Below are 13,699 nucleotides of genomic sequence, written 5' to 3'. Positions count from 1 at the left end.
AAAGTATAGGTTTTCCGCCGTAAAATTGCAATCCCCGAAAAGCTATGCTAGACTTGAGCGGTGAAGAAAGGACGGAAACAATCTATGAATGGTGAAAATGCAAAGGACAGTCCTATCGGCATTTTTGATTCAGGTGTAGGGGGAATCAGTGTCTTAAAGGCGCTGGAAAAGGAACTTCCCCATGAAAATTTCTTTTTCTACGGAGATCAAAAAAATGCTCCCTATGGGGAAAAAACGGAAGAAGAAGTACGAGCACTTTCTCTTAGCGCCTACCGCTTTCTGAAAGAACACGGAGTGAAAGCGACGGTTATCGCTTGCAATACCGCAACATCCGCTGCCGCTCCCTTCCTTCGTGAGAAATATCCGGAAGATATTATTGTGGGTATGGAGCCGGCAGTGAAACCCGCAACACTCTTTGCTCAGAAAATTGCAGAGCGGGAGGGAGAATGCTTCCCCCATTCGGAAGAGAAGAAGATTCTTATTTTAGCAACTGAAAGTACACTGAAGGGAAATCGTCTGCATCACCTGATAGACCGCTTAAAAGACAAAGGAGAATATATCCTGCTTCCCGCACCGGGTATTGTCCGACTGCTCGAGGAGGGAAAAGGCTTTGGAGAAGAAATGCAATCCTACTTAAAGGACTTATTGAAGCCCTATCCTAAAGGTTCCGTCTCTTCTATTGTTCTGGGCTGTACTCATTTTCCTTTTGTGAAAAAGGAAATCGAAAAAGCACTTGGCTATTCCATCCCCTTCTTTGACGGTGCGGAAGGCACGGCAAGAGAAACCGCTCATCGACTGGCGGAAAAAAATCTTCTCCGAAAAACCGGAGAATCCAAGCTTACACTTTACAGCAGTTCCGGGGACAATCGGCTTTTAGAAAGTTTCTATCGTCTCCCGCTTTCTGCACCACTTTAAGAATCATAACCACCCGTCAAACGGGTGGTTTGCTCGGGGGCTATAAGCCCCTGTTACTGGGCCAGCGTCTAAAGGCGCTGGCTTTCATTTTTGGCTATGGTAAGTTTGCTTTCGCCTACTTCCCACAGCCCCATTCAAGCCTTATTGCTTTTGACTCGTCGCTACCCCATAAAGGGGTATGGTTACTACTTCACTTTAACCCTTAAAAGGGTCTTCATATTCTTTAACACTAAGTTTATCCATGGCTATATCATGTTTTTCTTGATCTTGTATATACTTTTTTATTGTGGCTTCATTTAGTCCAACTGTACTGACATAATAGCCTTCGGCCCAGAAATGCCTGTTCCCAAACTTATATTTAAGGTTTGCGTGTTTATCAAATATCATTAACGCACTCTTTCCCTTTAAATAGCCCATAAATGATGAGATACTAATCTTAGGTGGAATACTAACCAAAATATGTATATGATCAGGCATTAAATGTCCCTCTATTATCTCTACACCTTTATATCTACACAACTGCGCTATTATATCCCGTATATCCGCCTTGTATTGATAATATATTATTTTTCGCCTATACTTCGGTGTGAAGACAATATGATATTTACACATCCATTTGGTATGTGCCAATGCATATTCTTTCTTCGCCATAAATCACCTTCCTTTTCTGCAATATAGCTTGAACAACTTTATTGTATTAGGAAAGGTGATTTTTGTATAACAAGTGTTTCCCACCCGCATAGCGGGTGGTTTTTTGTATCAGAGCTAACATTTTTCAAATGTCAGCTCTGATACTGGCTAAAGTCCATTAAATAAAAATCCCCGAGCCGTTTCGGCCCGGGGATTTTCATTCTTAAGAAGTATCGCACTTAGTGCGTATGATATCGTTACTCATGCCTGCCATGCACGAAGCTGTGGCAGCCCATTCTTTTTTATTGTGATTTTTTTCTGCGCATCTGCACTGCTGCAATGATGAATGCAGCCGCACCGATCAGCAAAACGGAGTTGGGGACTTTCTTGGAACTTTCCGCCTGATTTTCCGTCTTTTCCTGTGTAGCGGCAGAACTTTCCTCTGCTGTCGTTTCTGCGCTTCCCTCGGCGCTTCCCGCTTTATAGCTGATCTTCACCGCCTTGGTGCTAAAGACATAATGCTCGTCTTTTACTTCACTTGCAATTTCCGTCTCTCCGTCGAAAAATGCCGTTTTTCCGGAAAAAGCAGATGTAGGAATGGAATACGTTAACTCCTGCTTCACTTCCGTGACGGGGTTACCGTAGAAATCCACAATCTGTAATTCTCCGCTTCCTTCCTCTTCAGCAGGCTTAATCTGCAGCTTCATGCCGACTTCCGCACTGTCCTTCGGAACCGTTACTTCCGCGCCGGTAAATGCAGCTGTTGCACGCTTTCCGGAAAAATGAATGGTGTAATCATTTTCCTTGATATAATTTTGGAACTTCTCTTTGATTTCCGAGTGGATTTCCTTCAGCGTTTCAAATGCCTTTGTTGCATCCTTCTGATTCAGTGCCGTGGCCTCTTCAGCACTCATCATCGTCGTAACCGCATCTTTCAGTTCTTCGCTCTCCAATGCATTGATCTTTTCTGTTGCGATAGGCTGAAGCAGTTCACGATTGTACTCAATCATAAAGAGCGTATCCATGGCCAGCCAGTAAACCGAATCTTCATTAAATTCATTGCTCTCATTCTGCGCCTCAGGGATTCCTGCCGTTTGATTCGGATAATACGCCACAAAAGGAGACGTAAGAGGGGAACCTAAAGCAAGCCACATCGTTCCGGGATACTCCGCCGTTGCCGTCTTTGGAATATGGTAAATATGCGCTTCCATGGTGTTTCTGTTTCCGATTGGGTAGAGGTCTCCGCGACTCAAGTCATCGGCTACCTTATCCAAGTTCTCCAAACGATTCCGTGTAAAGGCAAAAACGTCGGAGAGCGTAATTTTCTTTGTCGTATCCTGTAAGAAAGGATAAACCTTCCCGTCAAAGCTGGCGTCAGGCTTAAACTGCTTAATACCGGAGCAGACACGGGATTCCGTACTGTCTCTGAGCTCTCCCGCATAGGAGCCGTATAAGTCGATGCTTCGGCTTGCCTCATCGCCCTTTAAGGTTTTTGCATCGGATGCCACTTTGAAAATATCCTTTGAGTAGATATACATTCCATCAGCGGAAACATTATAGTTTTCCTTTTCTTCCCCTACGGTAAGATTACACTCGTTTAACCAGAAAGAGTTCGGGAAAACGGAAAACTTGTCGCTCGGGTATTTCATCGCAACAAACTGATGTCCGGTATAGATTTCCATGTACCACAGTTCTTTACTATCTGCAACCACAAGGCCGTTTCCTTCCGCTGCACCCTTCGTTGCCACTTCATCCGCAATGAATTCTACCGCCTGCCTTGCATTCTCGCAATTTCCGAGAACCGCCGTGGCAATAATGGCTTCCGTAATACCGACCGGCTTTGTTGTATCCGTTCCATCCACATAAGGATCCACGGAAAGAACCTCATCATTTGCACTGGCCGATACCGTCATATCCGCAATCAATCCCTTTTCATTAAAGCCCGCCTCATCGAAATATCCATACTCCGGAGTGGTATCACTCACAGAGGTATAGCGATAGGATGCATGGGTAAAGGTGTAGGAGTACCCGTTGTCCGGATTCACCGAAACGTCCTTAATGCTCTCTCCCGCCTTGTACTCCGCCTCTTCATGGACTTTGTAAACCTTGTTATGGTTTACCTCCAGATCTTCGGTACGTCCGAAAATCGTACTGCCGTCTTCCGTTAAATCTTTTCCGATGATTACACCGGTACAGGCAAAGGCGGTCATAACCTGGGAAGTCACCACCATAAGCGCCATCGCGCTGCCCAGCAGCACAGAAACCGTTTTTTTCATTTTTTCTCCCTTCATGAATGTAAGAAACATCAAGATGAATCCGTTTGTGAGAGATTTTTCCAATCATACCAAAGATAATCCGCTACACGTCCCGGCCATCTTCCTTTATATCTGATTTTATTATAAAAACTCCACTTTTTCACTATGGAAATAAAATGGAAGCTTTTTTGTATATTTTTGTACAAAGAAAAATACATCTTAGCTTTTTCACTCAAACTAAGCGGCTAAAATGCTCGGGTAAATTATTTGCAAAATTTTGCTTGACAAGAAAAATGAATCTTTGTATATTATACGGGTGCTACGGCATACGCGCCCTTAGCTCAGCTGGTAGAGCAGTAGACTCTTAATCTATTTGTCCAGGGTTCGAGTCCCTGAGGGCGCATTTGATTCGAAAAAGGATGTCATGAAGATGACATCCTTTTTTCATGCTTCTTATTTTTTCTGAATACTTTTTACTCTTCTTCCGCTTTCCGTAAAGCTTTGTTATACTAGCATAGATTCGGGAAGTGTACTTTTTCTTCACATAAAAAAGGAGCAATTATGCAAAATATTTTGGTTTGCGATGATGATAAACAAATCGTGGAAGCCATCTCTATCTATCTTGCGGGAGAAGGCTATAATGTTTTGAAAGCATACGACGGCTTTGATGCCTTAAAAATTATGGAAAAGGAATCCCTGGACCTTTTGATTCTGGACGTTATGATGCCGGGACTGGACGGTATTCGTACCACTTTGAAAATTCGCGAAAAAAGTTCTATTCCTATTATTATTCTCAGTGCCAAGAGTGAAGATGCCGATAAGATTCTCGGCTTAAACATCGGGGCGGACGACTATATCACAAAACCTTTTAATCCTCTGGAGCTGGTAGCCAGAGTAAAATCCCAGCTTCGGCGTTATACACAGCTCGGAAATATGAATGAATCCGCCAAAGGAGATGCCGTTTTCAGTTGTGGCGGTCTGGTCATCAACGATGATACCAAGGAAGTTACCGTGGACGGAGAGCCGGTGAAGCTCACCCCCATCGAGTATAATATCCTTCTGCTTTTGGTAAAGAATGCCGGAAAGGTATTTTCCATTGACGAAATCTATACCTCCATCTGGAATGAGGAGGCCATCGGAGCCGATAATACGGTAGCCGTACACATTCGCCATATTCGGGAAAAGATTGAGATCGACTCCCGTAAGCCCAAGTATTTAAAGGTTGTTTGGGGCGTAGGTTACAAAATTGAAAAGCAGGGAAAGCCGGAGGACTAGTATGAAGAAATTTTTCATCCCCTTCATCCATCTCTTTTCCGTGGTTTTACTTCTTGGCAGCTTGATTCTTTTGCATTTTGCACCGGAAGGAAATGATGCCGTCTCCTTTTTAAAAGAGAAAAGTTATCTTTCTTCCTCCGCTTTTGACAGTGCCATCTCCGAAAGCGTCAATGATATCTTCGATTATATCGATCTTCGAGACCTATTTGAGACAAAAGGAACGCTGGACTTAAACCATACCATTGCGCAAAGTGAAACCAATGGTGCCACTCGTTCCTACAGTTTGGATTATCTGATTAAATATGCCCGTTCGATGGGCTATTATTTGAATGAGAAAAATGAAATCATGGAAGACGGTCCGGCTACCGTAACAAAGGAGCAGGACGAAAAGGAGCATCAGATTCGTGTAACGTATCGTGCTTATCTCCCTGATTACCAACCTGCAAGCCCTGCAGACGGTTTTATGAGTTTGGGACGACTGGCGAAGGAAGCACTCGGCTATCTTGCCAAATACTATGCCATTCGTTCCCGTTACTTTGATAGGGGAAGCAACTTTCAGTTTTATGTGAATTATACGAACGGAAACAATTCCACTTATTATAACAATATGGAAGGCGTCAGTGCAGAGCAGATTTGGCACTTGGGCAAATATATCGGTACAGATTCGAATTCTCTGGAAGTGAAGAGCAATTTAAATACGGTACCCTCCAATTTAGTACCCCTTTTGGAAGCTAGAGATCCCTATAAGGACGGTGCCTATGTTTTTGCTGCCGGTGTCGATACCAATTTCCCCTATGATGACCTGTATAAGGCAGCCTATCTTAGCTACAGTAACCGACGTCAGCTCACCTTCCTGGGACTTTTTCTGTTTATATTTTCGGCAGTCCTGACACTGACCAGCTTTGTTATCCTTCTCTTTGATACGGGACGCAATGAGGGGCGGGAGCTCACCCTCTATACCTTTGATAAAAGCCCTATGGAGATAACCCTGTTTCTGGGACTGCTTTGGTTTTATCTTGCAAAGCCTCTTACCGTGTACTTTTTCGAAAGCCTTGTTCTTGCGGTGGGGAATTTTCCGGAGCCCTCCTTCTTCTCCGCACTCTGCTTATTTATTTTGCGCTATTTCCTTCTGCTGCCCCTATTTCTTTCCCTGGTAAGAAAATATAAGAAGTCCACCTTGTACAGCAGTTCTTATTTAAAGCGTATCTGGAAACTCATCGGAACCTATGTGGAAGCCAGTAAATTTGCCCGATCCAAAACTTTCTCATACATTCTTTTCGTGTTCCCGAATCTTTTGGCTTTCGGGCTTATCCTGTACAACGGATATTGTTTTGTCCATAGAAGGAGTCTTTTGCACCTCCTCTTTTCCACCATCCTGCTCTTCGTCACCATTTCCATCGACTACTATACCTACTATATCAGTCGTGGTCTGCAGGCTGCTGTAAACGAACAGGTAAAGGCGGAGCGATTAAAGACGGATTTGATTACCAATGTATCCCATGATTTAAAAACACCTCTCACCAGCATCATCAGCTATGTGGATCTTTTAAAGCGTGAAAATATTCAGGACGAGAGAGTACAAAGCTATATCGAGGTTCTGGAGCACAAGGCCAGTCGTTTAAAGAACCTTACCGAGGATCTCGTCGAGGCCAGTAAAGCAAGTTCGGGTAATATAACTTTGGAACTCCATCCGATTGACTATAATGAAATCATCTTACAAACCCTGGGGGAGTTTCAGGAAAAACTGGAAAAGCGTTCCTTACAAATCATAACAGAGGTTCCGGAAGGTTCCATTCTGATTCTTGCCGATGGCAGACAGCTGTTCCGTGTTCTGGAAAATCTTTTTAATAACTGTGCAAAATATGCTCTGCTCGGCAGTAGAGTCTATATCACTTTAACAAAAAGGGAAAAGGATGCCGTCTTTACGATGAAAAATATCTCCGAAGCCCCCTTAAATATCTCGCCCGAGGAACTGACGGAACGTTTTGTAAGAGGGGATGTATCCAGAAGTACGGAGGGTTCCGGTTTGGGACTTTCCATAGCCAAAAGCTTAACCAAGCTGATGTCCGGAAAAATGAGAATCGAGATTGACGGTGATCTCTACAAGGTTTCTTTGATTTTTCCTCTGGTGGAAAAGGAGGAGAAATGATAAGACAAAAAAATAGCCTTTCTTCTCGTTTGTTCTGCCTACTCCTCATTCTTCTTTTAGGCTTTTTTTCTGCCCCCTCTTTTCCATCCTATGCCGACGGCTGGCCAAGTTGTACGGAAAATATCGAAGCAGAGGGTGCTGTCTTAATGGATGCAAAATCCGGAACCGTTTTATATGCTAAAAATGAGCATGCACACTACTATCCGGCTTCCATCACAAAGGTTCTGACAGCCATCGTGGTTTTAGAGCACGTAGAGAATCTAGAAAGCAAAATCACCTTTTCTACCGCAGCCACCAAAGACAATCTGGAACCGAATTCTACTGTAATCGGTGCAGTAGCCGGAGATAAACTCAGTGTCAGAGACTGTCTCTACAGTCTTCTCTTGCATTCCGCAAATGACTGTGCAAATGCATTAGCAGAATATGTAGCCGGATCCAACAGTGCTTTTGCGGAGCTGATGAATGAAAAAGCGCAGGCGATAGGATGTACGGATTCTCATTTTACCAATCCTTCGGGATTGAATAATGCAGAGCATTACACCAGTGCCATGGACATGGCAAAAATCATGCAGTATGCCATTCAAAACAAGAGCTTTTTGCAAATTGATGCTACGCAGGTTTATACCCATGCTCCTATCAGTAAATATCCGAATCCCGAGGACAAGGAAAATACGGTTTACGCCCATCATAAGATGATGCGCAAAAGCTATAGAGAATACTATGAGGGAGTCTTTGCCGGAAAAACCGGATATACTCTTCTTGCCGGAAACACTCTTCTGACCGCTTGTAAAAAGGGCGATACCACACTGATTTGTGCCATTTTAAATGGACACAATTCCCAGTATCGCGACACAAAAAAACTTTTTGATTTCGGTTTTTCTTCCTTTACTTCCTATCCTGCAGAAAAAAATGACAGCCGTTTTCGCAATCTGGAAAGCAACTGGTCTGTGGACGGAATTCCACTCTTAAAGAGCCTGCATTTTACTACGGGAAGTAACGACCAGGTTTGCCTTCCAAAAGGAATCCCTTTCCAGGATGTAGCCTCCGATCTCCATTATGACTTAAGCGAAGAAGAAAAGGCGGAGGGAAAAATTGCAAAAATTGAGTATCGTTATGAAGACCGCATCGTAGGAACAGCCTATATTTACCTGGAGGACGAGAAAACGAGCAACGAGAACTCCGAGCTGTCTAAAACTTCTCTAAAAAAAGAGGAAGCTATTCCCAAAAAGATTTCCGTGGAGCTGCAAAAAGAGGAAAAAAACACGGAAGCAAGCGTAGACAGTAATCCGGAAAAGCAAAACAATGCACCTCTTATTTTCGACAAAAAGGCCGGAAAAATCATCCTGCAAAAACCGATTCTGAAATTATTAAAGATTCTTCTAAGCCTTTCCCTTCTAACCGTATTAGGTCTTCTCGCCGTCTATCTGTTTCAAAGGAGGGAGGAATTTTACCGTGCAAGAAGAAGAAAGCGTATGCTGAAACATACAAAAGATTTAAGTCGTGAGCAAAAAGCAAAGCGCGACCTCCTACTGGAGAAGAAAAGAAGACAGAAAAAGGAAAGAACTTAATTCAATTATTTTTATTTCTTTTTTTCATGCCGAGTTTATAAAAGCTTTATATAAATGTCCTTGCTTATTTTTCTCGAAAAGAGTAATATTTTCCCTCGAAATACCGAATTATTAAATAAGGGTTAATAGAGTAGAACATAAGGGCGTTTGGTTTCAGATGGAAAGATAAAACAGAGTAACCGATTAAAACGCCGATAAATCATTGTTATGGAGGAATTATGGAAACAGTAAAAATCCTGATACCCAATTCCGAAGCCGTAAGCGACTTTGTAAACAAAACCAGCAGTCTGCCTTTTGATGTGGATTTGGGGAGCGGAAATCGTTTAGTTGATGCAAAATCTCTTCTGGGCGTTCTTTATCTAGGCGTTGGAAGAATCACCGAACTCTTTGCGCCAAAGGAGAAGATGACGCAGGTGGAAGAAAAACTTCGAGAGTATTTGGTCATGGCTTAAAAGATGCATGTGTGACGGTCTTCTGATTGTAGAAAAGTCATATAAGCCCAAAAATGCTTTCTGCTGTATACAGCATAAAGCATTTTTGTCTTTAAAGGATTTCGTACGAATGACCATAATCTCTCATAGCGATTTGTTTTTCTTCTTGAGTACTACTTGTTCGAAATTCTCTTTAATCACCCTCTTATGCCTCTATTTCTTCTAAATCTACAATGTAAATTTTTCCGGTTTTCGCCCACATGCGGCAGTCTATCATTCCATTCTTCGCGAATCTGCAGGTTTGGCCTGCATTGTATCCTCTGTAGTCCGTTTTTAGAATTCTTCTCATCTGCATTTTATCGCTCACTCCGGCTTTCCATACCGGAATCGGAAGAGTACACTCCGTCTCTCCTGTGTATAGCACGATAATCGCTACCTGTCTCTCTGTTATTCTTGCATAAACCGCATAGTTTGGCCCGGCCTCTAAGAGCATAAGAGCTCCATTTCTAAGAGCCGGCAGCTTCTTATGATGAAATAAGAGGTATCGATGATAGTCCAGAAGCTCCATATCCTCTTCCCCCCAGGGAAAAGGCCTTCTGCAGTCCGGTTCCGTCCACCCGCATACTCCTACCTCATCTCCATAAAAAAGTGTGGGGGCCCCGGGCCAAGTTAAGAGCAGCATAGCCGCTAAACGGAAAAGTGCCGGATCAATTCCCACTGCAGCATCATCTATATCCGCTTTAATTCGTCCCACTCTCCTGTTTGTTCTTGTCATAAAACGGGAATGATCATGATTGGAAAGCTGATTCATGCAGGCATCTAATGCATTTTCCGGAATATTTGCCATGTTGTAACGCATCGTATTAAAGAACAGCACACCATCCCCGTAGGTTTCCGGCATGGCTCTGTCGGAATGCTTTTCCATTCCCGTGAGAAACCAGCTTACCGGCTCCATAAAAGCATCATAGTTCATGATGCTGTCCCATTCCTCTCCTTTTAGCCAGGCAGCCGGATTTCCGTAATGCTCTGCTAAAATCACGGCTTCCGGATTGGCCTCCTTTACGGCTTTCCGAAACCGCTTCCAAAAGCTGTGATTATAGGCTTCACTGTGCCCCAAATCAGCCGCAACATCCAATCTCCATCCGTCACAAAAGTAAGGAGCGCTAATCCATTTTCTGGCTACATTTATAATTTCCTCTTCCAGCGCTTCGGCATTTTCATAGTTCAGCTTCGGCAACGTATCATTTCCCCACCATTTTTCATAGCTGTCATTAAAAGGCCAATCGGCTTCCGTCTTTTTGGCAAATTCAAAATACTCCCGATATGGACTTTGGTAGCTCTCAAAGGCACCGAAAGGATAAGGATTTCCCTCTCCCGTCTTATAGAAAAAAGAGGCATTCATATAGCGATGAAAGGAGCCGCAGTGATTAAAAACACCGTCAATAATGACCCGCATTCCCCGGGCGTGACAAGCCGCTACAAAGTCCCGAAAAAGGGCATCACTGGCTTCCAGGTTTGCTTTCTCGGTACTGCGAATGCTGTATTTACTTGCCTTTCTGTTCTCCGTCTCTCCCGGAAGAAGCACTTCTCCTCCATCTTCAACAAGCCTCCCCAGGTGCGGATCGATATGATCATAATCCTGTGTATCATATTTGTGGTTGGAGGGAGATACGAAAAGAGGATTAAAGTACAAAACCTCAACGCCAAGGTAACAAAGATAGTCCAGCTTCTTCCAAACTCCTTCCAGGTCTCCGCCGTAAAAACGATGCACATCAAAAGGCTCTATTTTGGCATTCCAGTCCTGCACTGCACTGACCGGCCTTCCCAGATAGATATATTCCCTATCCTCAACATTGTTCTTTCCATCCGCATTGTAGAAGCGATCCACAAAAATCTGATACATAACCGCTCCCTTTACCCAGGAAGGAACAAAAAAATCCGGAAAAACGGAAAAAGCATACTGCTCTCTCAGATCTTCCGTAACGCCAAGACGGTTGTAATGTAAACACTCCTCCCCTTTTCGAATCTTAAAATAATAGAATAGAGGTTTATCTTCTACTTCTGTCTCGATTTCATAGTAATCAAAGTAAAAATCATTGCTGTGCCAACGCATAGACAGTTCACGACCGTCCTCCGGAAGAATCAGAGAAACACTCTCCACATCTTCCCGCGCGGTACGAAAGCGCAATGTAAGCTTGGAAAAAGAAGGGGACTCCTCCGGATCTCGGTAAAATCCCTTCCCTATACTATATAAGGCATCCCTGTTGATCCCCATCTTTCCTCCTTACTCCTCTTTAAAATGAACTCCTCCTAAATAGGGAAGACCTCTATACTTCTGTTGATAATCTATTCCGTAACCTACAATAAAAATATCCGGGATTTGAAAACCTGTATATTGCACTTCCACTTCACATTCTCTTCTTTCCGGCTTGTCCAGAAGCGTGCAAATCTTAAGAGATGCAGGATTTCTCTCTTGCAAAAGTTTGGTCAAGTGACTTAAGGTTCTTCCTGTATCCACAATATCTTCCACAAGAAGAACATGTTTTCCCTCGAGCGACTCGTCCAGATCCTTTACGATACGTACCACACCCGAACTTTCCGTGCTGTTGCCGTAGCTGCTGACTGCCATAAAGTCCATGGTAACAAGAGGATTTTTCAATCTTTTCGCCAAGTCACACATAAACATGGCGCCACCCTTCAGTACACAAATAAGATGAATTGCCTTCCCCTTATAATCTTCGTCAATTTTAGCGGCTAATTCCTTTACCTTGTCTTCTATTTCTTGCTCCGTGTAAAGAACCTCAATTTCTTCCTTCATATCTTCCCCTTTCGCCATGACGTAAGCCTATCTCATCCTTCCTTTGTTTTACAACAAAGCAAAAACCAAAGTTTTTCCGTTTATTTTCCCGAGTGCTTTCCCGGGAAGCTCCACCATCTTTCCGTTTCCTGCAAAAATAATTTTATCCACGGAGGAAAGATGTGCACGCGAAATATCCTTTGTATTTCCCCGCAGTAACCTTAAGGTCTCAAGGTATATTTCTCTTCTTAAAACCGCATCTTCCATTTTTAAAGCCTTTAAAGGCAGCGCTATTTCTCCTTCTTTTTTTTCCGCAAATTCCTCTATGAAGAGAAAAGCTTTTTTCCGAAAATATGCTTCCAGCTCGGAAAAAAACAAGCTTCTTCAAAAATATGCCGAACCGCATGCCTGTTTATCCTTTCCAAGACGGGAATCAATTCTTTTCGGATGTAATTCCTGGTGAAGCTTAAGTCCGAGTTGCTGCTGTCCTCTACTCCTGCCAGGGACAGGACATGCAGACGTTCCAAAATCTCCGCCTTTCTGAGACAAAGTAAGGGGCGAATTTTATTTTCCTCTATCGATTGCATCCCCGAAAGACCTGCAATTCCTGTCCCTCTTACAAGATGATGCATCACTGTTTCGGCTTGATCATCCATATGCTGTGCAAGAGCAAGCTTGGTCTTTCTGCCTTCTCTGCTTTCCCATTCTGCTCTTTTTCTCTCCAAGGCTCGATAGCGTAGGATTCTTCCACCTTCCTCCAGCCCCAGTCCTTCTCTCTCGGAAAAGCCCGGAACATCCACTCTCACAAAAGAAAAAGGGATTTCCCATTCTTCCGCTTTTCTTTTCGTAAAGAACAAGTCCCGCTCCGCTTCCTCCTCCCGGATTCCATGATGAATATGCATGGCCTCCAGAGAAAAGGGAATATGCTTCCGAAGTTCCTTTAAAAAATAGAGCAGATAAAGGGAGTCACTTCCGCCGGAAAAGGCCAAAAGAACCTGCTCTCCGGGCAGAATCAATTGATTCTTTTTGATATAAAAGAATAGTTTGGTATCCGTTCCGCTCTGCATGGTTCCCCTACTTGCTTCCTCATAAAGAAAAACGAAAGAAGAAGAATCCTCTTTCGTTTCCAAGTACTTAATTTTCCGGCTTTACGATAATCTCATCAGGCATCTGTAAGCCGAAAATCTCTCTTGCCTCTTCCATGACGTATTCCTTGGTTTTGCTATAAACCCTACGGTCCTCCAAATTCTTTTCTCTCAGCTCTTCTTTACTTAATTCATCTTCGAGACTTTCTTCCATGGCGAGGTAATTCTTATTCTGTTTCTGTAATGTATTTCCTCTAACAAAAATAACTATAGCAAGGAGAGCTACCACGAGCACTAGCCCTAAAATGGTAACTCCGTTTCCAAAAATTCTTCTGTTCTTTCTTCCTTGCCTTCTCATAAATATTCAAATAGCTCTTCTGCTTCATCCTTTCGTATCGGTTCCTTGGTAGACAGCACTTTGGCCTCCACCTGCTTTTCTCCAAAGCGAATGCTGATTACATCCCCAACCTTCACGTCATAGGATGCCTTCTGCACTTTCCCGTTAACAGATATTCGACCGGTATCGCAGGCTTCATTAGCTATTGTTCTTCTTTTTATCAGACGAGATACTTTTAAGTATTTGTCTAAGCGCAT

At 43.3% G+C, this 13,699-nt stretch carries 13 protein-coding genes and 1 tRNA gene; 6 read left to right on the top strand and 8 right to left on the bottom strand.

Going from position 1 to position 13,699, the window contains the following annotated elements; genetic code table 11:
• Nucleotides 1–84 precede the first annotated feature (84 nt).
• The gene (gene murI / locus HMPREF9124_RS04490) at nucleotides 85–915 is read left to right on the top strand and encodes a glutamate racemase (RefSeq protein ID WP_009428819.1); all 831 of its coding nucleotides are present in this window, start codon (nucleotides 85–87) and stop codon (nucleotides 913–915) included.
• 195 nt (nucleotides 916–1,110) lie between these two features.
• Here the strand turns inward: murI and tnpA are convergent, their stop codons facing one another.
• Together tnpA and HMPREF9124_RS04480 are read right to left on the bottom strand one after the other, a co-directional pair.
• The gene (gene tnpA / locus HMPREF9124_RS04485; protein WP_009537449.1) at nucleotides 1,111–1,566 is read right to left on the bottom strand and encodes an IS200/IS605 family transposase; all 456 of its coding nucleotides are present in this window, start codon (nucleotides 1,564–1,566) and stop codon (nucleotides 1,111–1,113) included.
• Nucleotides 1,567–1,847: 281 nt separating this feature from the next.
• Nucleotides 1,848–3,821: a C69 family dipeptidase gene (locus HMPREF9124_RS04480; RefSeq protein ID WP_036597983.1), complete on the bottom strand. Its 1,974-nt coding sequence runs from the start codon at nucleotides 3,819–3,821 to the stop codon at nucleotides 1,848–1,850.
• Nucleotides 3,822–4,130: 309 nt separating this feature from the next.
• On the opposite strand from HMPREF9124_RS04480, the gene HMPREF9124_RS04475 reads away from it, so the two are divergent.
• The 5 genes from HMPREF9124_RS04475 (at nucleotide 4,131) to HMPREF9124_RS04455 (ending at nucleotide 9,244) form a co-directional block, all read left to right on the top strand.
• Nucleotides 4,131–4,203: transfer RNA gene (locus HMPREF9124_RS04475), tRNA-Lys, on the top strand.
• A 158-nt stretch (nucleotides 4,204–4,361) separates the two neighbouring features.
• On the top strand, nucleotides 4,362–5,075 hold the full coding sequence (locus tag HMPREF9124_RS04470; protein ID WP_009428086.1) for a response regulator transcription factor: 714 nt from the start codon (nucleotides 4,362–4,364) through the stop codon (nucleotides 5,073–5,075).
• A 1-nt stretch (nucleotide 5,076) separates the two neighbouring features.
• Nucleotides 5,077–7,224: a sensor histidine kinase gene (locus HMPREF9124_RS04465; RefSeq protein WP_009429866.1), complete on the top strand. Its 2,148-nt coding sequence runs from the start codon at nucleotides 5,077–5,079 to the stop codon at nucleotides 7,222–7,224.
• Nucleotides 7,221–8,792 (top strand): D-alanyl-D-alanine carboxypeptidase family protein, encoded by a 1,572-nt coding sequence (locus HMPREF9124_RS04460; protein WP_009429206.1) that lies wholly within the window; start codon nucleotides 7,221–7,223, stop codon nucleotides 8,790–8,792. The genes HMPREF9124_RS04465 and HMPREF9124_RS04460 overlap by 4 nt, the downstream gene beginning before the upstream one ends.
• A gap of 218 nt (nucleotides 8,793–9,010) precedes the next feature.
• A complete protein-coding gene (locus tag HMPREF9124_RS04455; protein WP_009427893.1) occupies nucleotides 9,011–9,244 on the top strand; it encodes an HPr family phosphocarrier protein in 234 nt (77 codons plus the stop codon).
• Between the two features lie 184 nt (nucleotides 9,245–9,428).
• Here the strand turns inward: HMPREF9124_RS04455 and HMPREF9124_RS04450 are convergent, their stop codons facing one another.
• From HMPREF9124_RS04450 to HMPREF9124_RS04430, 6 genes are read right to left on the bottom strand one after another with little or no spacing between them, the layout of a single operon-like run.
• Nucleotides 9,429–11,498: a glycoside hydrolase family 13 protein gene (locus tag HMPREF9124_RS04450; RefSeq protein ID WP_009429593.1), complete on the bottom strand. Its 2,070-nt coding sequence runs from the start codon at nucleotides 11,496–11,498 to the stop codon at nucleotides 9,429–9,431.
• 9 nt (nucleotides 11,499–11,507) lie between these two features.
• Nucleotides 11,508–12,041, bottom strand: a complete 534-nt coding sequence (gene hpt / locus HMPREF9124_RS04445) for a hypoxanthine phosphoribosyltransferase (protein WP_175282429.1) — start codon at nucleotides 12,039–12,041, stop codon at nucleotides 11,508–11,510.
• A gap of 48 nt (nucleotides 12,042–12,089) precedes the next feature.
• A complete protein-coding gene (locus tag HMPREF9124_RS12240) occupies nucleotides 12,090–12,287 on the bottom strand; it encodes a hypothetical protein (RefSeq protein ID WP_009428706.1) in 198 nt (65 codons plus the stop codon).
• 56 nt (nucleotides 12,288–12,343) lie between these two features.
• A complete protein-coding gene (tilS, locus tag HMPREF9124_RS04440; RefSeq protein WP_009428932.1) occupies nucleotides 12,344–13,150 on the bottom strand; it encodes a tRNA lysidine(34) synthetase TilS in 807 nt (268 codons plus the stop codon).
• 4 nt (nucleotides 13,151–13,154) lie between these two features.
• Nucleotides 13,155–13,463 (bottom strand): septum formation initiator, encoded by a 309-nt coding sequence (locus HMPREF9124_RS04435; RefSeq protein ID WP_009428408.1) that lies wholly within the window; start codon nucleotides 13,461–13,463, stop codon nucleotides 13,155–13,157.
• Nucleotides 13,460–13,699: an RNA-binding S4 domain-containing protein gene (locus HMPREF9124_RS04430; RefSeq protein ID WP_009427871.1), complete on the bottom strand. Its 240-nt coding sequence runs from the start codon at nucleotides 13,697–13,699 to the stop codon at nucleotides 13,460–13,462. The genes HMPREF9124_RS04435 and HMPREF9124_RS04430 overlap by 4 nt, the downstream gene beginning before the upstream one ends.

This window comes from Oribacterium sp. oral taxon 108 str. F0425 (genome assembly GCF_000214455.1).
GTDB lineage: Bacteria > Bacillota > Clostridia > Lachnospirales > Lachnospiraceae > Oribacterium > Oribacterium asaccharolyticum.
Note: the sequence above shows the minus strand (reverse complement) of the source record. Positions and strands in the feature narration are given on the sequence as shown.